The sequence below is a fragment of the Paraburkholderia aspalathi genome (assembly GCF_900116445.1).
Lineage (GTDB): Bacteria > Pseudomonadota > Gammaproteobacteria > Burkholderiales > Burkholderiaceae > Paraburkholderia > Paraburkholderia aspalathi.
This window is the reverse complement of the sequence record NZ_FPBH01000021.1, coordinates 80,321-101,293: the sequence shown is the minus strand read 5'-3', so window position 1 is coordinate 101,293 and position 20,973 is coordinate 80,321. Positions and strand designations below refer to the sequence as shown.

General features: G+C 64.7%; 21 protein-coding genes. 15 read left to right on the top strand and 6 right to left on the bottom strand.

Annotated features, from left to right (window positions below; all coding sequences use genetic code 11):
* The first annotated feature begins 158 nt into the window (after positions 1 to 158).
* Both BM438_RS27970 and BM438_RS27965 read left to right on the top strand, forming a co-directional pair.
* Positions 159 to 1,844: an isovaleryl-CoA dehydrogenase gene (locus BM438_RS27970; protein WP_093640928.1), complete on the top strand. Its 1,686-nt coding sequence runs from the start codon at positions 159 to 161 to the stop codon at positions 1,842 to 1,844.
* Positions 1,845 to 1,907: 63 nt separating this feature from the next.
* The gene (locus BM438_RS27965) at positions 1,908 to 3,326 is read left to right on the top strand and encodes a coniferyl aldehyde dehydrogenase (protein WP_093640925.1); all 1,419 of its coding nucleotides are present in this window, start codon (positions 1,908 to 1,910) and stop codon (positions 3,324 to 3,326) included.
* Positions 3,327 to 3,334: 8 nt separating this feature from the next.
* Here the strand turns inward: BM438_RS27965 and BM438_RS27960 are convergent, their stop codons facing one another.
* The 5 genes from BM438_RS27960 to fliE all read right to left on the bottom strand — a co-directional run bounded on the left by BM438_RS27960 (position 3,335) and on the right by fliE (position 6,609).
* Entirely contained in the window at positions 3,335 to 3,703 is a 369-nt protein-coding gene (locus tag BM438_RS27960; protein ID WP_093640922.1) for an EscU/YscU/HrcU family type III secretion system export apparatus switch protein, read from the bottom strand.
* Entirely contained in the window at positions 3,703 to 5,139 is a 1,437-nt protein-coding gene (gene fliK, locus BM438_RS27955; RefSeq protein ID WP_093640919.1) for a flagellar hook-length control protein FliK, read from the bottom strand. Before fliK ends, BM438_RS27960 begins: the two co-directional genes overlap by 1 nt.
* Before the next feature lie 81 nt (positions 5,140 to 5,220).
* Positions 5,221 to 5,547: a flagellar protein FliT gene (locus BM438_RS27950; RefSeq protein ID WP_093640916.1), complete on the bottom strand. Its 327-nt coding sequence runs from the start codon at positions 5,545 to 5,547 to the stop codon at positions 5,221 to 5,223.
* Positions 5,544 to 5,978 (bottom strand): flagellar export chaperone FliS, encoded by a 435-nt coding sequence (fliS, locus tag BM438_RS27945; RefSeq protein ID WP_093640913.1) that lies wholly within the window; start codon positions 5,976 to 5,978, stop codon positions 5,544 to 5,546. The genes BM438_RS27950 and fliS overlap by 4 nt, the downstream gene beginning before the upstream one ends.
* Positions 5,979 to 6,273: 295 nt before the next feature.
* Positions 6,274 to 6,609 carry a flagellar hook-basal body complex protein FliE gene (fliE, locus tag BM438_RS27940; RefSeq protein WP_093640911.1) on the bottom strand — a complete coding sequence of 112 codons (336 nt, stop codon included), beginning with the start codon at positions 6,607 to 6,609 and terminating at the stop codon, positions 6,274 to 6,276.
* 237 nt (positions 6,610 to 6,846) lie between these two features.
* On the opposite strand from fliE, the gene fliF reads away from it, so the two are divergent.
* From fliF to fliR, 13 genes are all read left to right on the top strand, one after another.
* A complete protein-coding gene (gene fliF, locus BM438_RS27935) occupies positions 6,847 to 8,646 on the top strand; it encodes a flagellar basal-body MS-ring/collar protein FliF (protein WP_093640908.1) in 1,800 nt (599 codons plus the stop codon).
* On the top strand, positions 8,636 to 9,631 hold the full coding sequence (gene fliG / locus BM438_RS27930) for a flagellar motor switch protein FliG (RefSeq protein ID WP_093640905.1): 996 nt from the start codon (positions 8,636 to 8,638) through the stop codon (positions 9,629 to 9,631). Before fliF ends, fliG begins: the two co-directional genes overlap by 11 nt.
* A complete protein-coding gene (gene fliH, locus BM438_RS27925; RefSeq protein WP_208620711.1) occupies positions 9,618 to 10,301 on the top strand; it encodes a flagellar assembly protein FliH in 684 nt (227 codons plus the stop codon). The genes fliG and fliH overlap by 14 nt, the downstream gene beginning before the upstream one ends.
* On the top strand, positions 10,295 to 11,962 hold the full coding sequence (gene fliI / locus BM438_RS27920) for a flagellar protein export ATPase FliI (RefSeq protein WP_093640899.1): 1,668 nt from the start codon (positions 10,295 to 10,297) through the stop codon (positions 11,960 to 11,962). The genes fliH and fliI overlap by 7 nt, the downstream gene beginning before the upstream one ends.
* A gap of 2 nt (positions 11,963 to 11,964) precedes the next feature.
* The gene (gene fliJ / locus BM438_RS27915; protein ID WP_093640896.1) at positions 11,965 to 12,414 is read left to right on the top strand and encodes a flagellar export protein FliJ; all 450 of its coding nucleotides are present in this window, start codon (positions 11,965 to 11,967) and stop codon (positions 12,412 to 12,414) included.
* Positions 12,415 to 12,475: 61 nt separating this feature from the next.
* Positions 12,476 to 14,017: a flagellar hook-length control protein FliK gene (locus tag BM438_RS27910; protein WP_093640893.1), complete on the top strand. Its 1,542-nt coding sequence runs from the start codon at positions 12,476 to 12,478 to the stop codon at positions 14,015 to 14,017.
* Between the two features lie 1,020 nt (positions 14,018 to 15,037).
* The gene (fliL, locus tag BM438_RS27900; protein WP_093640887.1) at positions 15,038 to 15,544 is read left to right on the top strand and encodes a flagellar basal body-associated protein FliL; all 507 of its coding nucleotides are present in this window, start codon (positions 15,038 to 15,040) and stop codon (positions 15,542 to 15,544) included.
* 65 nt (positions 15,545 to 15,609) lie between these two features.
* Positions 15,610 to 16,608 (top strand): flagellar motor switch protein FliM, encoded by a 999-nt coding sequence (gene fliM, locus BM438_RS27895; protein ID WP_093640885.1) that lies wholly within the window; start codon positions 15,610 to 15,612, stop codon positions 16,606 to 16,608.
* Positions 16,601 to 17,065: a flagellar motor switch protein FliN gene (fliN, locus tag BM438_RS27890; RefSeq protein ID WP_093640882.1), complete on the top strand. Its 465-nt coding sequence runs from the start codon at positions 16,601 to 16,603 to the stop codon at positions 17,063 to 17,065. The genes fliM and fliN overlap by 8 nt, the downstream gene beginning before the upstream one ends.
* A complete protein-coding gene (gene fliO / locus BM438_RS27885) occupies positions 17,062 to 17,697 on the top strand; it encodes a flagellar biosynthetic protein FliO (RefSeq protein WP_093640879.1) in 636 nt (211 codons plus the stop codon). Before fliN ends, fliO begins: the two co-directional genes overlap by 4 nt.
* Positions 17,697 to 18,539 (top strand): flagellar type III secretion system pore protein FliP, encoded by an 843-nt coding sequence (gene fliP / locus BM438_RS27880; protein WP_093640876.1) that lies wholly within the window; start codon positions 17,697 to 17,699, stop codon positions 18,537 to 18,539. Before fliO ends, fliP begins: the two co-directional genes overlap by 1 nt.
* 38 nt (positions 18,540 to 18,577) lie before the next feature.
* Entirely contained in the window at positions 18,578 to 18,847 is a 270-nt protein-coding gene (gene fliQ, locus BM438_RS27875) for a flagellar biosynthesis protein FliQ (RefSeq protein WP_093640874.1), read from the top strand.
* A gap of 46 nt (positions 18,848 to 18,893) precedes the next feature.
* Complete coding sequence (gene fliR, locus BM438_RS27870) at positions 18,894 to 19,676, top strand: flagellar biosynthetic protein FliR (RefSeq protein WP_093640871.1); 783 nt, start codon at positions 18,894 to 18,896, stop codon at positions 19,674 to 19,676.
* A gap of 76 nt (positions 19,677 to 19,752) precedes the next feature.
* On the opposite strand, the gene flgL is transcribed toward fliR, so the two are convergent.
* A complete protein-coding gene (flgL, locus tag BM438_RS27865) occupies positions 19,753 to 20,973 on the bottom strand; it encodes a flagellar hook-associated protein FlgL (RefSeq protein WP_093640868.1) in 1,221 nt (406 codons plus the stop codon).

Genomic DNA, 20,973 nt, shown 5'->3' with positions numbered 1-20,973 from the left:
ATGATGAAAGGCGCGCGTGCGCCCGTCAGGCCGCCGCGCAGGGCATTCAAACACGGCGCCCGGTGCGCCGTCCTCAAAGCGTGCGGTACGACACGCCACGATAAAACAGCACAGCGTCGATCAACGATCGGCGGACATCCGGCGAACGGAGACAGCAGATGGAACGGCACAGCTTCGGCCACACTCACGACGTGACAAATCAGGCGCCTCCGCTCACGGATTACAACCTGTTTGCGAGCGACGTGGCGTTGTCCGCCGCCCTCGAACGCGACGGCGCCGCGTGGCATCGCGAGGCGCTGCTACGGCACGGCGCAGCGCTCACCACGCCGGAGACACTCGCGCTTGCCGAACTGGCGAACCGCCACACGCCCGAACTTGTCACGCACAGCCCGCGCGGCGAACGCATCGACGCACTGGAGTTTCACCCTTCGTGGCACACGCTGCTGTCGCTGTTGCGCGGCGAAGGCCTGCACGCGTTGCCGTTTTCGGACCCGCAGAGCGGCGCCATGGTCGCGCGTTGCGCCGGCTACTTCCTGCACGCACAACTCGAATCCGGCTCCCTCTGCCCGCTGACGATGACCTTCGCGAGCATTCCGGTATTGCAACGCGAACCGGCTTTGTTCGAGACACTGCGCGACAAGCTCTACGCCCGCGAACACGATCCACGCGACGTGCCGCTCACGCAAAAAACCTCGGCGATGATCGGCATGGGCATGACCGAGAAACAAGGCGGCTCGGACGTGCGCAGCAACCAGACCCGTGCCTATGCCACGCGCGGCAGCGGCCGTGGCGCCGAATATCGCCTTGTCGGCCACAAATGGTTTTTCTCCGCGCCGCAATGCGACGCGCATCTGGTACTCGCCCGCACCGACGATCACGAAGGCCAGTCGTGTTTCTACGTGCCGCGTTTCGCGCCGGACGGCAGTAAGAACGCCGTGCAGATCCAGCGCCTGAAAGACAAGCTCGGCAACCGCTCGAACGCCAGCAGCGAAGTCGAATTCTTCGACGCGTTCGGCATCATGATCGGCGACGAAGGCCGCGGCGTGCCGACCATCATCGAAATGGCGAACTACACGCGGCTCGATTGCGTGATCGGCAGCGCGGCCCTGATGCGTGCGGCGCTGGTGCAGGCGATCCACCATGCACGGCATCGCAGCGCCTTCGGCCGGCAACTGGCCGATCAGCCGCTGATGCGCAATGTGCTCGCCGACCTGGCGCTGGAATCGGAAGCCGCGACGGTGCTGTTCATGCGACTAGCACGCGCTTTCGAAGCGTCGACGGATGCATCGTCGACCGCGCCCGCCGAGCGCGCGTGGCGCCGGATCGTCACGCCGGCGGCGAAGTACTGGGTCTGCAAGCGCGCGCTGGAATTCACCGGCGAGGCGATGGAAGTGTGGGGCGGCAACGGTTATGTCGAAACCGGTCCGATGGCGCGCTTCTATCGTGAAGCGCCCGTGAATTCGATCTGGGAAGGCTCGGGCAACGTGATGTGCCTCGACGTGCTGCGCGCCATGGAACGCGAGCCCGAAGCGGCGCAGGCCCTGTTCGCAGCGTGGCAAGCGGATGCGCAAGGGCACCCGGCTCTGAGCGCCGCGCTCGGCAAGCTCGCCGCCACGCTCAACGGGCCCGCCGAACATCGCGAAGCCTCCGCGCGACGGATCGCGCAGCAGATCGTGCTGATCGCGCAGGCCACCTTGCTGGTGAAGCACGCGCCGCCGGAAGTCGCCGACGCCTTCATCGCAACGCGTCTCGCCGACGGCTGCGGCGAGAGCGGCCGCGTGTACGGCACGCTGCCGGCGACGTTCGATCACGCCGCGATCATCGAGCGGGCATTTCCCGCTTGAACAGCACAACACACCAATAAGCGCGACCCAACGCGCACGTTATCCATCAGGGAGTGGACACACATGAAGAACGATTTGCCAGAAGTCGTCGCGCTCGAAGCGCTGCTGCGCGATCAACGCCATGCGTATTTGCGCGCGCCGTATCCGTCATGGGATGCGCGCGCCGGCCATCTGAAAGCGCTGCGCAAAGTCATGCTCGACAACCGCGACGCACTCGCCGCCGCGATGAACGCCGACTTCGGCAATCGCGCGAAACAGGAAGTGCTGCTCGCCGAATTCCTGCTGATCAAGGGTGAGATCGACGCCGCGCTCAGACACGGCAAACGGTGGATGAAAGCGCAACGCCGCAGCACCAACAAATGGCTGATGCCGGCGCGCGCGAAAGTGGTGCCGCAACCGCTCGGCGTGGTCGGCATCATCGTGCCGTGGAATTATCCGGTGCTGCTCGCAGTCGGCCCGCTGATCAGCGCACTGACGGCCGGCAACCGCGCCATCATCAAGATGTCCGAGTTGACGCCGCGCACCTCGGCGCTATTCGAACAGCTGATCGGTCAGACCTTCTCGCGCGACCACGTCGCCGTAGTGAACGGCGATGCTGCATTGGCCGCCGCGTTTAGCGCGCAACCGTTCGACCATCTGCTATTCACCGGCTCGACCAAGGTCGGCCATGAAGTGATGCGCGCCGCCGCCGAACATCTCACACCGGTCACGCTCGAACTCGGCGGCAAGTCGCCGGCGATCATCGGTCAGCACGCACGCTTCGACAACGCCGTGGATAACCTCGTCGCCGGCAAGACGCTCAACGCAGGCCAGACCTGCGTCGCGCCGGACTATGTGCTGGTGCCGCGCGGCAAGGAGCAGGCGTTCATCGAACGGGCACGCGCGCGGATGGCGACGATGTACCCCGACTTTGCGCGCAACCTCGACTACACATCGATCATCTCGGAGCGGCATTTCGCTCGGCTGCAACGTCTCGCCGACGAAGCGCAGGCCGCCGGCGCGCAACTGCACACGCTCACCGACAGCACGCCCGATGAGGCAAGCCGCCGCTTTCCGCTGATCGCCGTGACGAATGCGCCGGATGAAAGCGCGCTGATGCAGGAGGAGATTTTCGGCCCGCTGTTGCCGATCATCCCCTATGACACGCTCGACGATGCGATCACGTGGATCAACACGCGTCCCCGCCCGCTCGCGCTTTACCTCTACGCCGACGACAGTGCGACCATCGACCGCGTCACGCGCGACACCATCGCGGGCGGCATGGCGATCAACGAAACGCTGATGCATCTGGCGTGCGAAAGCCTGCCGTTCGGCGGCGTCGGTGCGAGCGGCATGGGTGCGTATCACGGTTACGAAGGCTTCGTCACCTTCTCGAAGATGAAGCCGGTGCTGACGCAGGCGCGGCTGAACGCGCGCGGATGGATCTCGCCGCCGTACGGCAAGCGGGTGAATGCGCAGCTGAAGCTGATGATGAGGTTTTGACGGGGCACTCAGCGCCTGGACGTCCCACCCGAAGCATCCGCAATATCCGTAGCGACCACATCCGTGACATCCTGCGCGGCGGCGACGACGCCGCCCTCAGGCGCATGCTCGGCCCCGCTTTCCAGCCGATGCAGCCACGCGAGCAACTCGGCCACCGCCTGATAAAGCTGCGGCGGAATCCGCGTATCGAGATCGACCTGCATCAGTAACGAGACCATTTCCGGCGCCTCGTGCACATACAGGCCGGCTTCCTTGGCGCGCTGCACGATCATCTCGGCCAGCATGCCGTAGCCTTTGGCGATCACGCGTGGCGCGGGATCGTTGCCTTGTGCGTCGTAGACGAGCGCGGCCGCGCTGCGGCGATGTTTGCGGCTCATCACATATCCCAATCGAAATCGTCGACCGGCGCGGCTCCCGGGCGTGCGACACGCGCCGTGCGGCGCCCCGCCGACACTTTATCGGTCGCGGCGGCCGCCGCTGCCGCCGACGCCGAACGCGCATAAGCAGACGCCGCCGCCTGCCCGGCCGCCGCAGCTGCAGCACCCGCCGCGGTCGCCGGTATGCCGCCGCCGATCTCGCGAATCGTCAATCCGTTCAGCTCGATGCCCGCTGCGGCAAGCCGCTGCCGAAAGTTCTCACCCTGCGCCGCCAGCCGCGCCGCACCGGCCGGACTCGCCTGCACGCGCGCGACCAGCCGCATGCCGGTCAGCGTCAGGTCCGCATCCACAGTGCCGAGCGTGGGCAGCGACAGCGTCAGCCGCGTACGCCACGGCTGGCCGTCCTCGCTCGCCGTGCCGCCGCCGCTGCGGTCCCATTCGTCGCCTTCCTGTTCGATGGTCCAGTCGAGCTTGGCGCCAGGCCACGCTTCGCCGGTCCAGCGAAACTGCCCGGTAGCAAGCAGATCGAGCTGCTGACGCACCAGAGGGACGGTCGCGGGATGAACCGCGGCCGCCATCGATTGCGAGCTTTGCGACGACCCGTCGTCGGCCAGTTGCGCCGCGGCACTGTGCACGCTCGAGTGCGCCGGCTGACCGTTCAGCTCGGACAGAGAACTTGCCAGCACCTCGCCGGCCACGAAGCGCGCGGCCTGCGCGGTCTGGATCGACGGCATCGCGCGGGCGGCCGCGTTGCCTTCCGGCGCGCCGTTGCCCGGACCGTTGGGCGCGGCGCCCGTGCCCTGCCGGGTTGTCGTGTTCGAGGAAGAAGCCGGATCGGCGTCGCTCGCCCAGTCGAGCGGCAATTGCGCGGCGGCGGCCACCAGCTTGTTTTGCGCCTCGCTGGCGAGGGCCGCGGGCGGCCGCTGCCCGGCCAGCCATTGCGCGAGATGGGATTCGTAGAACAGGCCGCTATCGCCGACCGTCTGTTGAAGTGCGGCCGCGAGCGCGGCGACCGGCACCTGAGCCGCCGCCACATTGGCGGTGGCCGCGGTACCGGCGGTACCGGTGGTAGCAGCGGTATTCGGATTGGCAGATGAAGCAGCAGGCGTGGCTGTCGTATCGAAGAGCGACAAGCCGTCGCCTTCGACGTCGAGCGCCGGCGCGGCCGGCCAGATCGGCAACTGGCCGAGCACCGCCGGAGTCGCCTCGCCGCCGGAATTCACAATCGCATTAAGCGTGAGCGCAACGGCAGACAGCGCGGTTTGCGCGGAAGCCGGCGCTGGCGCGGGGGGCGCGATGGGGGTGGTATTGAGAATCTCGGTATCGACGCCCGCCGCACCGGTCTGCGAGGCGGTCGCACTACCCGGCGCGAGATTGAGCAGACTGTCGACCCGGTTCGCGAGCAGCGAAGTGACGACCGCGTCGATTCCGTTCATACCGATTCCTTGGTCACATTGGCAGCAACGCGCTCAAATCCAGTCAGGCGGACTCAAGCAGCGCCTTGCTCGCGGGCAAACTCAGCGTGCCCCGTACAGTTCCTTGAGCACACGAGTCGGCCGTCCGGCGAACAGCGCCGACAGATTGGCCATACGCGGATTCGCCAGATCGCGGATCGCAGCGTCGTCGGCCAGAATCTGACGGATCAGCGCGTATTTGCGCAGGCGCTCCGCATCGTCCAGTCTGACCCCGGCTTCCGCGTCTTTCAACGCGTCCACCAGATTCCGATATTCCTCCTGCAAGTGGACCAGATCATTCCACAGGGCTCGCCGGGCAGCTGTCAGCATGCGGCGGGAAATCGCTGCAATCGCCTCGTAGCGGGCGAAATATTCTGCGTTCGATGTCATCTCATGCTTTCCGCGGCCGGCTGGGCTGCCATCCGCGCGATCTCCGGGGCGATCCCGATCCATGCCTCTTCGAGTGTCGCCAGCAGGCCGTCGACTTCGACCAGCATCGCCTCGCTCTGTTTTATATTGGCTTCGAGCAGCCGGCGCGACATATAGCTATATAGCGCGTCCAACCGCTCTGCAATCTCGCCGCCCACCTCAAGGTTCAGCGATAGTTGCAGCCCGCTTTCGACGATCTGAATCGCCTTGCCGATCGCCTCACCACGCGCCGACACATTGCCTTGCTGCACATGCATGCGCGCTTGCGCAATCGCCTGCCGGGCGCCCTGATACAACATCACGATCAGACGATGCGGACTCGCGCCCATCACCCCTGTCTCGACGCCGACGCGCGCGTACGCATTGGCTCCAGAGTGTCCTGGGGAAAACATCGGCGCTCCTCCTCTCTTGCACTTCGGTTGGTCGCGGCACCCCATCCGTGCACGTTGCCGCACCCGGATTTCTGCCTGTATCTGGTTATCGGATAGGCAGCGGGAAAGCTTTAGGCCGTTGTAAGGGGGATTAAGGGGCCGAAAGGGGCGATATCGCGCTGAGCGTGGCAAGGCCGCCCGCCACGAAGCGCCTCGTGGGCGCGCCGGGCCGGCTGTCCTGCCGTGAAACCACACAGCGTTGCATCTGGGCGCATGCGTTCGGGCGGGCGGAACAGCCCTGCCGCCCGAGCCGCACTTACACCGACATCTGCATGATGTCGTTATAGGCCGACACCAGTTTGTTGCGCACCTGCAGACCGAACTGGAAGCCGATGTTGGCCTTCTGCGAGTCGACCATCACGTCGTTCAGCGAGACATTCGACGCGCCAAGCTCGAACGCCTGCGATTCGCCGGCCGCCTTGGTCTGATCGCCGCTGATCTTGTCCAACGAGGCCTTCAGCGCCGAGGCGAAGCCGCCGGCCGTCGCCGCGCCGGACTGCTCGGCCACCGGGGTGTTGCCGCCGGCCGCTTGCGCCGCCATCGACTGCATCTGTTGCAGCGCCGACGAGAGCGCGTTCACGGGCAAAGTCATGTTCTCTCCAGGGATTGACGACCGGCATGCCAGAAACCGTACCGATCTGAACGAAAGCATAGCAGTGGGTCATCCGGGAAAGCCCCGAAACTAGGGGGGAAACCCGGCTCTATTCAAGCAATCGGGTTGAGCCGCGCTGCGGATAATTTCAATGGTGAAAGTCTCTGTCCGCACGCCCGCCGACCCTCGGCGCGCAGAAGCGGCAGAACGCAAAGGCATCCCGGAGATACCCGACGCATGGATTCGTCAGCCAACTCTTTGATCAACCCCGACGCCCGCATGGGCCTCGCCGGCGCGCAGCCCGGCGCCGGTGCTGCCGGCACCGGCCAGGCCGGCGGTGCCGCGGACCTCGGCGGCCTTGGGGGCAACCTGGGCGGCAACTTCGGCCAGCGTCTGTCAGGCCTCGCGCAAATGCGCGGCAACCCGCGCGCGCCGCTGATTTTCGCGGTCGCGCTGCTGGTCGCTATCGTCGCGGGTCTGTTCCTGTGGTCGCGCGCACCAGACTACAAGGTGCTCTACAGCAACCTGTCGGATCGCGACGGCGGCGCCATCATCACCGCGCTGCAGGCGGCCAACATCCCCTACAAGTTCTCCGACGCCGGTGGTGCGATCCTCGTGCCGGCCGAGCAGGTGCATGAAATGCGTCTGCGTCTGGCTTCGCAGGGCCTGCCCAAGAGCGGCTCGGTCGGCTTCGAACTGATGGACAACCAGAAGTTCGGCATCAGCCAGTTCGCCGAGCAGATCAATTACCAGCGTTCGCTGGAAGGTGAACTGGAACGCACGGTCGAGTCGATTTCGTCGGTGAAGTCGGCGCGCGTGCATCTGGCCATTCCGAAGCCTTCCGTATTTGTGCGCGACAAGGAAGCGCCGTCGGCTTCCGTGCTGGTCAACCTCTACCCGGGCCGCGCACTCGACGAAGGCCAGGTGCTGGCGATCACCCATATGGTGTCCTCGGCGGTGCCGGATATGCCGGTGAAGGGCGTGACCATCCTCGACCAGGACGGCAACCTGCTCACGCAGCCGTCCACCGGCAGCGGTCTGGACGCCTCGCAACTCAAGTACCGCCAGCAGATCGAGCGCAACACGCAGCAACGCATCGACGCGATCCTGTCGCCCCTGTTCGGTTCCGGCAACGCGCACTCGCAGGTCAGCGCCGACATCGACTTCTCGCACACCGAGCAGACCTCGGAAAACTACGGCCCGAACGGCAACCCGCAGCAGTCGGCGATCCGCAGCCAGCAAACGAGCACCGCGACCGAAATGTCGCAAGCCGGGGCCTCCGGCGTGCCGGGCGCGCTGTCGAACCAGCCGCCGCAACCGGCCTCCGCGCCGATCACGGCGAGCAACGGCGCGAGCGGCGTGACCACGACGCCGGTCAGCGACCGCAAGGATTCGACCACCAACTACGAACTGAACAAGACCGTGCAGCATCTGGAGCAGCCGATGGGCGGCATCAAGCGTCTGTCGGTGGCGGTGGTAGTCAACTATCTGCGGGTGGTGGACGCCAAGGGCCACGCGACGATGCAACCGGTCACTGCCGACAAGCTCGCGCAGGTCACTCAGCTGGTGAAAGACGCGATGGGCTTCGATCAGGCGCGCGGCGACTCCGTCAACCTGGTCAACAGCCCGTTCACCGCCGACGTCGACCCGGACGCCGATCTGCCGTGGTGGCGCACGCCGGACATGATCGCGCTTGCCAAGCAGATCGCGACCTACCTCGGCATCGCCGCAGTCGCCCTGTTCCTCTACTTCGTGATGGTGAAGCCGGCGCTGCGCCGCGCTTTCCCGCCGCCGGAGCCGGTTGCCGCCGCGGCGCTGCCGTCGCCGGACGAGCCGGTGCTGCTGGACGGCATCCCCGCCGCCGAGCGTGCGGGTGCGCCGACCGTCGCCGAACTGGAAAGCGACAACGAATTGCTCGCGCTGGAAAACTCGAAACACAAATACGAACGGAATCTGGAATTCGCGCGCAACATCGCGCGCCAGGATCCGAAGATTGTTGCAACCGTCGTGAAAAACTGGGTGTCCGATGAGCGCTGAAGGCGTAATGAAGAGCGCGCTCCTGCTGATGTCGATCGGCGAGGAAGAAGCCGCGCAGGTGTTCAAATTCCTCGGGCCGCGTGAGGTCCAGAAGATTGGCGTGACAATGGCCGCGCTGAAGAACATCACGCGCGAGCAGATCGACGAGGTCCTGCAGGAGTTCGTGCGCGAGGCCGAGAAGCACACCGCTCTCTCGCTCGATTCGAGCGACTACATCCGCTCGGTGCTGACCAAGGCGCTCGGAGACGACAAGGCCGGCGCGATCATCGACCGGATTCTGCAGGGCAGCGATACCAGCGGTATCGAAGGCCTCAAGTGGATGGACTCCGCGGCGGTGGCCGAACTGATCAAGAACGAGCACCCGCAGATCATCGCGACCATCCTCGTTCACCTGGACCGCGATCAGGCTTCGGAAATCGTCGCCTGTTTCACCGAGCGGCTGCGTAACGACGTGCTGCTGCGGATCGCCACGCTCGACGGCATCCAGCCGGCCGCGCTGCGCGAACTCGACGACGTGCTGACGGGCCTCCTGTCCGGCAGCGACAACCTCAAGCGCAGCCCGATGGGCGGCATCCGCACGGCGGCCGAAATTCTCAACTTCATGTCGAGCAACCATGAAGAAGGCGTCATCGAGAATGTTCGTCAATACGACGCGGAACTCGCGCAGAAGATCATTGATCAGATGTTTGTGTTCGAGAACCTGCTCGATCTGGAAGACCGCGCGATCCAGCTGTTGCTGAAGGAAGTCGAGTCCGAGGCGTTGATCATCTCGCTGAAGGGCGCGCCGCCCGCGCTGCGCCAGAAGTTCTTGTCGAACATGTCGCAGCGTGCTGCCGAACTGCTCGCCGAAGACCTCGATGCGCGCGGCCCGGTCCGCGTCTCCGAAGTCGAGACGCAGCAACGCCGCATCCTGCAGATCGTGCGCAATCTGGCGGAAAGCGGCCAGATCGTTCTAGGCGGCAAGGCGGAAGATGCGTATGTCTGATCAGAACTCCGCAGCGAAGGAGCGCCTCTCGGCCTACCAGCGCTGGGAGATGGCCTCGTTCGATCCGGTGCCGCCGGCGCCGCCCGCACCCGAAGTCGACGACGGTGCATTCGAAGCCGAACTCGAACGTCTGCGCGACGCCGCGCATGCACAGGGCATCGCGACGGGTCACGTGGCCGGGCAGGCGCTCGGCTATCAGGCCGGTTATGAGCAAGGCCACGCACAGGGTTTCGAGCAGGGTCAAAGCGAAGCACGTGAAGAAGCGGCACGCCTCGCCGCGCTCGCCGAAACCTTCAAGGCAGCGCTCGACGGCACGCAAGGCGCGATCTCGGAAACGCTGGTCGCATTGGCGCTCGACATCGCCCAACAGGTGGTGCGCCAGCATGTGCAGCACGATCCGACCGCGCTGATTGCCGCCGCCCGCGAGGTGCTGGCCACCGAACCGGCACTGGTCGGCGCGCCGGCGCTGATCGTCAGCCCCGCCGACCTGCCGGTCGTCGAAGCCTATCTGATGGAAGAACTGCAAACGCGTGGCTGGACCGTGCGTACCGATCCGTCGGTCGAACGCGGCGGCTGCCGCGCGCAAGCCGGCACCGGTGAAGTCGACGCCGGCATCGACACGCGCTGGGAGCGCGTCGCCGCCGCACTCGGCAAGGTGAGCACATGGTGAAGCCGACACTCGAAGAGATCCGCGCCAGCGATCTGACACCGCTCGAACGTGAGTTGGCGCTGGCGTCGTTCGGCGCCGAGGCGCTGGCGGATGTACCGGCCACGGTGACGCCCGCTGCGGCTGCCGTCGCGGCCATCGACGCCGCGCTACGCGATCCCGCTCACGGGCACCCTAACGCCGGGCACCCTGCGAAGGGCGCGGCGGCGAGCCGCGAATCCGCCGTTTCTTCGAGTCCCGTTTCACCCCCTCCCGCCCCTGCCCCGTACGATCCCGCCCTCGACAGCAATCCGCACATGCAAGCCTGGCGCGGCCGGCTCGACGCGCTACGCGCCCGCAACGCAATCGCCAAGCCGATGCGCGCCTGCGGACGTTTGACGCGCGCCGCCGGCCTGGTGCTCGAAGCGGTCGGTCTGCGCCTGTCGGTGGGCGCCGAAGTGATGATCGAGCTGCCATTCGGCAGTTCGCTGGCGATGGCCGAAGCCGAAGTGGTCGGCTTCTCAGGCGACAAACTGTTTCTGATGCCGACCACCGAAGTGATCGGCCTCTTGCCCGGCGCACGCGTGTATCCGCTCGAAAGCGCGCCGATCGCCGATCCGATGGCGGGCGCGAAGCGCCTGCCGGTCGGCTGGGAACTGCTCGGCCGCGTGCTGGATGCATCGGGCCGCCCGCTCGACGGCCTCGGCCCACTCGGCGCGCATGCCGATGCGCCGCTCTCCTCACCGGTCATCAACCCGCTGAACCGCGAGCCGATTCACAAGGTGCTCGACGTCGGCGTGCGCGCTATCAACGCACTCCTGACCGTGGGCCGCGGCCAGCGCATGGGCCTGTTCGCCGGTTCGGGCGTCGGTAAATCGGTGCTGCTCGGCACGATGGCGCGCTACACCAGCGCGGAGGTGATCGTGATCGGCCTGATCGGCGAACGCGGCCGCGAAGTGAAGGAATTCATCGAACAGATTCTCGGCGAGGAAGGCCTCGCGCGCTCGGTGGTGATCGCCGCGCCCGCCGACGTCTCGCCGCTCCTGCGGATGCAGGCTGCGTCGTACTCGACCTCGCTCGCCGAATATTTCCGCGACCAGGGCAAGCACGTGCTGCTGCTGATGGATTCGCTGACCCGCTACGCGATGGCGCAGCGCGAGATCGCGCTCGCCGTGGGCGAGCCGCCCGCCACCAAGGGGTATCCGCCTTCGGTGTTCGCCAAACTGCCGGCGCTCGTCGAACGGACCGGCAACGGCCCGGCGGGCGGCGGTTCGATCACCGCGTTCTACACCGTGCTGACCGAAGGCGACGACCAGCAGGACCCGATTGCCGACTCCGCGCGCGCGATTCTCGACGGCCACATCGTGCTGTCGCGCTCGCTCGCCGAGGCCGGCCACTATCCGGCGATCGACATCGAAGCCTCGATTAGCCGGGCAATGACCGCGCTGATCGACGATAACCATCTCGAGAAGACGCGTATGTTCAAGCAGATGCTGTCGCGCTATCAGCGCAACCGCGATCTGATCAACGTCGGCGCCTATTCGAGCGGGCGCGACGCGCTGCTGGACCGGGCGATTGCGCTGTATCCGCGGATGGAAGCGTTTTTGCAGCAGGGTTTTCGCGAATGCGCGAACTTTGAACCAAGTCTCGAGATGCTGGACGCTCTGTTTGCCCAAGGAGGCTGACGATGGCGAAACACTTTCCGATCAAGACGCTCATCGGCCTCGCCCAGGACGATGTCGACGCCGCCGCACAACGTCTAGGCCGCGCGCAGCGCGAACGCAACGACGTGCAGTCGCAGCTCGACTCGCTCGTGCAGTACCGCGACGAATATCACGCGCGTTTCACGGCGACCGCTCAGACTGGCATGCCCGCCGGCAACATGCGCAATTTCCAGGCATTTATTGACACACTCGACGCCGCCATCGAACAGCAGCGCAATCTGCTGGTGACGGCCAATGCGCGCGTCGAGGCGGCCAAGCCCGACTGGCAACGCCAGAAGCAGAAGCTCGGCTCGTATGAAGTGCTGCAGGCGCGCGGCGAAGCCGCAGAAGCAAAAACCATGGCGCGGCGCGACCAGCGCGATGCAGACGAACACGCCGCCCGCATTCTGAGGATGCGTGTCGAGGGCGCCTAACGCGCCCGGGCACCGCCTCGATTGACTGAACACCCCGTTTGACGGATTGACAGGATTCCCTATGTCGCTTCTTTCACAGATCGGCTCACTGCTCGGCTCGGCCAGCAGCACATCCACCAACGCGGCGATGGCCGCTGCGGCGAACGCCAAGCCGTTCTCGCAAACCTTGCAGCAGAGCATCGACCTGCAAAACAGCGCGGCCGCGCAGATCGCAAGCACGCCGCCGGCTCCGTCGTTCTCTCCGCCGCCCTCTTCGTCGGCGTCCGATTCGTCGTCTTCGGCAGATTCGTCGAGCGTGCATGACGCACCACCGCCGCCCGATCCGTCGACGAAGAGCCAGGATGCCGCGAGCAGCAATACGGACAACAGCAGCTCGACGAGCGCTTCCTCATCCAGCTCATCGTCGGGTTCATCGTCCACTTCGTCTGCCAATACGCAGCAGAGCTCGACCGACCAGACCAACACGACGCCGGCGAAATCCGGCAACACGACCACGCAGACCGACGCCGCCACGGCAGCAGCGGCTGCGGCTGCCCAGGCACAGGCTCAAGCGCAGGCCAACGCGAATAGCGCGACCGACCCGACGACCGCAGATCCCGCCACGGCGCTGACTGACGCCGCGACCACGCTGCCCGGCACGGGCACGGACCCGACGACGGGCACCACCACGGGCAAAAAGACGAGCGCGACCGATTCGAAGTCAGCGCAGGACGCCTTGCAGGCGGCGCTTGCCGCGCTGGCGAGCGGCCAGGGCGTGGTTCCGCAGCAGGCACTGGCGAGCGGCGCGGCGGCGAATGCGGCAACGGCGGCGAACGGTTTGGGTGCTGACGCGAGCAACGGACTCAACGGAACGGCGGATGGCAAGACACTGGCGGCCGGTTTGTTCGGCGACGGCAAGGGATCGAACGCGAGCAAGACTGCATTGACGACGGCGGCCACAACGATGGCGGATCCCTCGACGGCAGCAAAGGCAGCGGCTGACGCGCTGAGCGCGACGGCTGCGGCCGGCGGTGCGCAAGCTGACGATCTGGCGTCCTTCAAGAGTGCGTCCGATGCCGCGACGGCGGCGCTGGCGGCGGGCCAGGCAGCGGCGAGCGCCGCGAGTACGACGGCGGCCGTGCAGACGACGGGTAGTGCCGGTGCTGCCGAAGCGGCGAATACGTTGTCACCGCAGGTGGGCACGACGGATTGGGAAGATGCATTGAGTCAGAAGGTGGTGTTTTTGTCGAATGCACATTCGCAGAGTGCTGAGCTGACTTTGAATCCGAAGGATCTGGGGCCGCTACAGGTTGTGTTGCAGGTTGCCGATAACCATGCACATGCGTTGTTTGTTTCGCAGCACCAGCAGGTTCGTGAGGCCGTCGAGGCGGCGTTGCCGAAGCTTCGCGAGGCGATGGAGTCCAACGGTATCGGGTTGGGGAGCGCTAGTGTTAGCGATGGGTTTGCCCGGCAGGGCGGGCAGCAGCAGAGCGCAGATTCGGGGCGCTCTGGAGCGCGCGGTGCTGGGGGTTATGCAGGCGGCGCTGCTGGTTCGGATTCTGACTCTAGTGTTGCTAATGTTGCCGTTCGGCGGACTGTTGGGTTGGTGGATACGTTTGCTTAGTGGTTGTTTTGCCCGTTCGGGCGGGGGATTGCCTGACGGCGCTGGTTTTAGGTTTTTTGCCTTTGCGGCGCTTGTTTGTCAGTGTTCCTGGGGCTTTGGCCTTTCCTTGAATTGTTAGTGGTCTATTAGCGTTGCCCCTGTGCGGGGCGGCACTTACTTTCTTTGCCGCCGCAAAGAAAGATAAGCAAAGAAAGCGGCTAGAAGCCCCTGCTAAGTGGGCACCGTGGTCTGCCGCGGGTAGTGGTGCGACTGGAATCCGTGTTCTCGTACATTCCGCGCTAGTGACAAAGGAGTCATCAGCTCCCACTCCGCACTACGTGCGTCGCGGACGGGTATGCAGGGGAAACCATGGGCTTCGGTTTTGGTTTGTGGGAGCCGTCGGCTTCGCCTCGGCGAGGCGCTCATGCATTCACCCGGAACCCGTACCTCGAATGATTTGACGGTGCCCCGCAATCAGGGGCACTGCGCGGGTGTGGCTGCGGTGGTGATGCAATGACGAGTCACGGCCCGGTGGAGAGGCGTGGGCGTCAAAACGTGACGGGTGGTTTTATGAGCGGCTCTTCGGCGCGCGCAGCGCCGCCGGAAGTATGACGCCCTTGTCACAAGCCTATGCAGGGGCACGAACACAGATTCCAGTCGCACCACTACCCTGAGCGAGCTGCGGGACCCGCTTAGCAGGGGCTTCTAGCCGCTTTCTTTGCTTACTTTCTTTGCGGCGGCAAAGAAAGTAAGTGCCGCCCCGCACAGGGGCAACGCTAATAGACCACTAACAAAACAAGGAAAGGCACCAAAGCCAGATCAGGGCAAGGCCAACGCCCTACGAGTACTGACAAAAGCGCCGCGCAGGCAATCTTCCGCTGAAAGGCAAAAAACCTAAATCCCGCGCCGTCAGGCAATCCCCCGCCTGAAAGGCAAAAACCAGAGATAGCCCTCAATAACCCTTCTTTTCGACCCATCGCGCCGCAGGCAAATCAACAACAATCACCATCACCAGCACTAAAGGCAAGCAAAGCAAACCTCATGGCAACCACGACCGCAAACCAGCAAGCCGCGCCCGCTTCCCCGGGCCCCTTGAAGCGCATCATCCTGATCGTCCTCATCGCGATCATCGCCGCAGGCGCTGCCGGCGCGGGTGTGTGGTTCTTCATGTCCAAACGCACCCCGGCCCCCGCGTCAGCGACAACCGCCGCCGCACCGGCGCCGCTCCCCGTGCCGCTCTTCTTCCCGCTCGAATCGATGACAGTCAACCTGCAATCGGACGACGGCCAGCAACACTTCCTGCGGATCGGCCTGACGCTCAAGCTCAACGACCCGAAAACCCAGCAGGAACTCTCCGACCATATGCCGGAAGTGCGTAGCCGCATCCTCCTCGCACTGTCGAACAAACATCCGGAAGAACTCGCACCGCTCGAAGGCAAACGCGCACTCGCCACCGAACTCCAGACGCTGATCGAACAGCCGACCGATAAGGGCGCCGCGCCTATCCACGTCCAGGACGTGCTGTTCACCGAATTCGTCGTGCAGTGACGTTCTCAGTGACGTTATTTAGCGCTGCCATCATTAACCGCTTCGGGACGCACGAGGAATAAGGAATGGGCCACGAAGAGTTCATGTCCCAGGAGGAGGTCGATGCCCTCCTCAAGGGCGTCACCGGCGAGTCCGACTCGGAAACCGAGCAGACCGACCGTGCGGGCGTACGCCCGTACAACATCGCGACGCAGGAACGCATCGTCCGCGGCCGGATGCCCGGCCTCGAAATCATCAACGACCGCTTCGCGCGTCTGTTGCGCGTCGGCATCTTCAACTTCATGCGGCGCTCGGCGGAAATTTCCGTCGGCCCGGTGAAAGTGCAGAAGTACAGCGAGTTCACCCGCAACCTGCCGATCCCGACCAACCTGAACCTGGTCCACGTGAAGCCGTTGCGCGGCACGTCGCTGTTCGTGTTCGACCCGAACCTGGTGTTCTTCGTGGTCGACAACCTGTTCGGCGGCGACGGGCGTTTCCATACCCGCGTCGAAGGCCGCGATTTCACGGCAACCGAGCAGCGCATCATCATGAAGCTGCTCAACCTCACGTTCGAGCACTACGCGGCGTCGTGGAAAAGCGTGCGTCCGCTGCAGTTCGAATTCGTGCGCTCGGAAATGCATACGCAGTTCGCCAACGTGGCGACGCCGAACGAAATCGTCATCGTCACGCAGTTCTCGATCGAGTTCGGCACGACGGGCGGCACGCTGCACATCTGCATGCCGTATTCGATGATCGAGCCGATCCGCGACATTCTCTCGTCGCCGATCCAGGGCGAGGCGCTCGAAGTCGACCGCCGCTGGGTCCGCGTGCTGTCGCAACAGGTGCAGGCAGCAGAAGTGGAACTGACCGCCGACCTGGCCCAGGTACCGGTCACGTTCGAACAGATCCTGAACATGCGCAAGGGCGATGTTCTGCCGATCAACATCCCCGAACACATCACGGCGAAAGTCGACGGTGTGCCGGTGATGGAGTGCGGCTACGGAATTTTCAATGGTCAGTACGCGTTGCGGGTCCAGAAAATGATCAGCGCAGCCGACACGATGAAGGATGGTGGATATGAGTGACCTGAACGCAAAGACTGAGGCCGAACTGGCCGCTGGCGAGCCGCAACTGGCCGCCGACGCAACCAGCGCCGAAGACGAAGCGGCGATGGCCGACTGGGCCAGCGCGCTGGCCGAGCAGAACGACAACACGGAAGTCAGCGCGACCACGGCCGGCGTGTTCCAGCCGCTCTCGAAGGTCGAACCGACCTCGACGCGCAACGACATCGACATGATCCTGGACATCCCCGTCCAGATGACCGTCGAACTCGGCCGCACCAAGATCGCGATCCGCAACCTGCTGCAACTCGCGCAGGGCTCAGTCGTGGAACTGGACGGCATGGCAGGTGAACCGATGGACGTGCTGGTCAACGGCTGCCTGATCGCCCAGGGCGAAGTGGTGGTCGTGAACGACAAGTTCGGTATCCGTCTGACCGACATCATCACGCCGTCCGAACGTATCCGGAAGCTGAATCGATGAAACGCGTTGCCGGTCGCGCCATGCTGCATGCGTCGCGCAATGTTCTCAATCGCGCTGTGCTCGCAGCACTGGCAACGACGGCAGCGGCCACCCCGGCGCTGATGTTCGCAGTGACCTCGGTGGCGACACTCGCCCCTTCAGCCGCCCACGCGGCCGACATGAACGCGGTCAACAACGCCGCGAAAATCGCGTCGGGTGTAGGGGCCGGTACCGCTGTTCCGGCTCTCGGCGTCGGCGCGGTGCTGCAAACCATCGTCGGCCTGCTGGTCGTGATCGGCCTGGTGTTCGCCTGTGCATGGCTCGCGCGCCGCTTCGGCTTGCAGCCGGCCAATCGCGGCGGTCTCGTGAAAACGATCGGCGGCGCCTCGCTCGGCGGCAAGGAGCGGGTCGCGGTGGTGGAGATCGGCGATACTTGGCTCGTGCTCGGCACGGCCCCCGGCAATGTGCGTCTGCTGCACACCATGCCCGCCGGTTCGGCCGCGCTCGATCCGGTCGCAGGCACGCAACCCGGCGCATCGGACGCATCGAGTAAAGGCTCAGCACTGCCCGGCACCTTCGGCCAACGCTTTCGCGATGCTTTAAAAGGCGAAGTGGGCAAACGTTTCAACGGGCAAGGCAACGGGGATCGGTAATGCAGTTCAGTCTTCTATCAGCGCACCCCGTGCAATCAGCACATCAAACGCACGCCACTCGCATGTCCCGCGCCGCCTCGAAAGTCATTCCCGTCCTGCGCCGCGTCGCGCCAGTCGTGTTGCCGGCGCTGATGCTCGCGCTGCCGACGCTGTCGTTCGCGCAAACCGCCGGCTTGCCGGCCTTCAATACGAGCCCGGGTCCGAATGGCGGTACGACGTATTCGCTGAGCGTGCAGACGATGCTGCTGCTCACGATGCTGTCGTTCCTGCCGGCGATGGTGCTGATGATGACGAGCTTCACGCGCATCATCATCGTGTTGTCGCTGCTGCGTCAGGCGCTCGGCACCACCACCACGCCGCCTAACCAGGTGCTGGTCGGTCTCGCGCTGTTCCTCACGCTGTTCGTGATGTCGCCGGTACTCGACAAGGCCTATAACGACGGCTACAAACCATTCTCCGAAGGCTCGATGCCGATGGAGACCGCAGTCAGCCGCGGCTTGGCGCCGTTCAAGACCTTCATGCTGCGCCAGACCCGCGAAAGCGATCTTGCCCTGTTCGCCCGCATCTCGCACGCCGCGCCCATGCAAGGCCCGGAAGACGTGCCGCTGTCGCTGCTGGTGCCGTCGTTCGTGACGAGCGAACTGAAAACGGGCTTTCAGATCGGCTTCACGATTTTCATCCCGTTCCTCATCATCGACATGGTGGTGGCGAGCGTGCTGATGTCGATGGGGATGATGATGGTGTCGCCCGCCACCATCTCGCTACCGTTCAAGCTGATGCTGTTCGTGCTGGTCGACGGTTGGCAACTGCTGCTCGGCTCGCTCGCGCAGAGCTTTGTTTAACGGGCTCACTCAATTCTTCTCGCTTCCGGTACTACGCCATGAATCAGGAATCCGTCATGACGCTCGCGCACCAGGCCATGTATGTCGGCCTGTTGCTTGCCGCGCCGTTGCTGCTGGTCGCGCTGGTGGTCGGTCTGGTGGTGAGCCTGTTCCAGGCCGCCACGCAGATCAACGAAACCACGCTGTCGTTCATTCCGAAGCTGCTCGCGATCGCCGTCACGATGGTGATCGCCGGTCCGTGGATGTTGACGACCATGCTCGACTATCTGCGCCAGACGCTCACCAACATCCCGTCGCTCGTCAACTGAGCGCGGCCCCGGCCTCAGCTCGGCGCCTGCCCCCTTCCCCACTGCCATGTTTTCCGTCACCTACGCCCAACTGAACGTCTGGCTCACGGCGTTCCTGTGGCCGTTCGCGCGGATTCTCGCGCTGGTGGCGACCGCACCGGTGCTCGGCAACCGCTCGCTGCCCACGCGCGTGAAGATCGGCCTCGCGGCCTTCATCACGATCATCGTCGCGCCCACACTCGGCGCGCTGCCGCAGGTCACCGTGTTTTCCGCCGAAGGCGTGTGGATCATCGTCAACCAGTTCCTGATCGGCATCGCGCTCGGCATGACGATGCAGATCGTGTTCATGGCAATCAGCGCCACCGGCGATTTCGTCGGCCTCGGCATGGGTCTCGGCTTCGCGACATTCTTCGATGCGCAGGCCAGCAGTTCGAGCCAGGTGCTGTCGAGCTACATGAACACCATCGCAATGCTGGTATTTCTGGTGATCGACGGCCATCTGCAAATGATCAGCGCGCTCCTGACCACGTTCCAGTCCGTGCCGGTGTCGGCGAACATTCTGGGCGCGCCCGGCTGGCGCACGCTGGCGAATTTCGGCAGCACGGTGTTTTCGGCGGGCCTGCTGTTGTCCCTGCCGGTGGTCGTGGCGCTCCTGATCACCAATATCTCGCTCGGCATCCTGAACCGGGCCGCGCCGCAAATCGGCGTATTCCAGATCGGCTTTCCGCTGACGATGCTGATCGGCATGCTGCTCCTGCAACTGATGATCCCGAACATGATTCCGTTCTTCATGCGCCTGTTCGACGTCGGCCTCGATCAGATGGGGCGCGTGGCGGCGGGGTTGAAGTAGCGCAGCCTACCCAAAACGAAGAAGGGCGGAACCGGCTCACGCCGGCTTCCGCCCTTCTTCGTTTCAGACTGCTCGCTTAATTCAGGTACTGGAACAGCGAGACGCTCTGAATCTTCACAAACGCCTGCTGCGCCGCTTGCAACGCGTTCTGCGTCATCGTGTACTGGCCGATCGTCTTGGCCATGTCGGTCTGCGTCAGATCCGCGAGGTTGCTCGACGTCTGCAATGTGTTGGTTTGCGTGACCGTCTGCAATGCCTGCACTTCCTGCTCGCGGCCACCCACTGCCGCCTGCGCGGTCACGACGTTGTTCATCGTGTTTTCGAGCTGGGTCATGCTGGTGGTCAGCGCGCTCTGGTAGCTCGCCGTCGAAGCGCCGCCCGACACCGGCGTTTGCAATGTGGTGATCAACTGGCTCAGGTTGGCGAACACATCCGTGCTGCCTTGCGTGGCCGGCGTCACCGTGAAGCTGTCGCCCGCGTTCGGCGCGCCGGTGATGTTCACCGTCTGGCCGCCGAGCGTAATCGCCGAGCCGGCCGTGAACGCTTGCGGCGTGCCCGTGGTCACCGTACCGGTCGGCGTGGTCTGGGTCACCGTGTAGGTAGTCGCCGACGAGAAGTTGATCTTGTACGTATCCGCATTGGCCGGATTGGTCGGGTTCGTCAGGCTCACCGTGCTGATCACGCCGGTGCCCGTATTGCCGGTCGTCGCCGCCGGCACGGAGCTGGTGCCGATCGCCGCCACGCTGCCGAAGATCGCAATCCCGTTGTCACCCGTCTGAATGGTGTGCGAGGACGTGATCTGCATGCTCGGCGTGCCGGTATCGCCCGAATAGGCCACGACGCCGGCCGAGTTGGTGGTGTACGGCTGCGCGGTGCTTTGATATCCGCCGAACAGGGCGTTGCCCTGCGGGTCGGTCGCATTGGCGAGCGTCATCAACTGGCTGCGCAAGCTCTGCAATTGCGTCGCGATCGAGCCACGGTCGCCGTCGTTCAGCGAACCGTCGCCAGCACGCAGCACCAGTGTGTGAATGCTCTGCAACACGGTGTTGACGCTGCCGAGCGTCGAATCTTCCTGCTGCAGCGACGCGAGCGCCGTGCTCTGGTTGGTCGTGTACTGCGACAGGCTCGTCGCCGTCGAGCTCAACAGCACTGCCTGCGCCGCGCCGAGCGGATTGTCCGACGGCGTGGAGAGGCTCACACCGCTCGAGATCTCTTGATACAACTGCGACAACTGAGCTTGCTGATCGCTCATCGTCGCCACGTTCATATTGAAGTACTGCGTACTGGAGATGCGCAT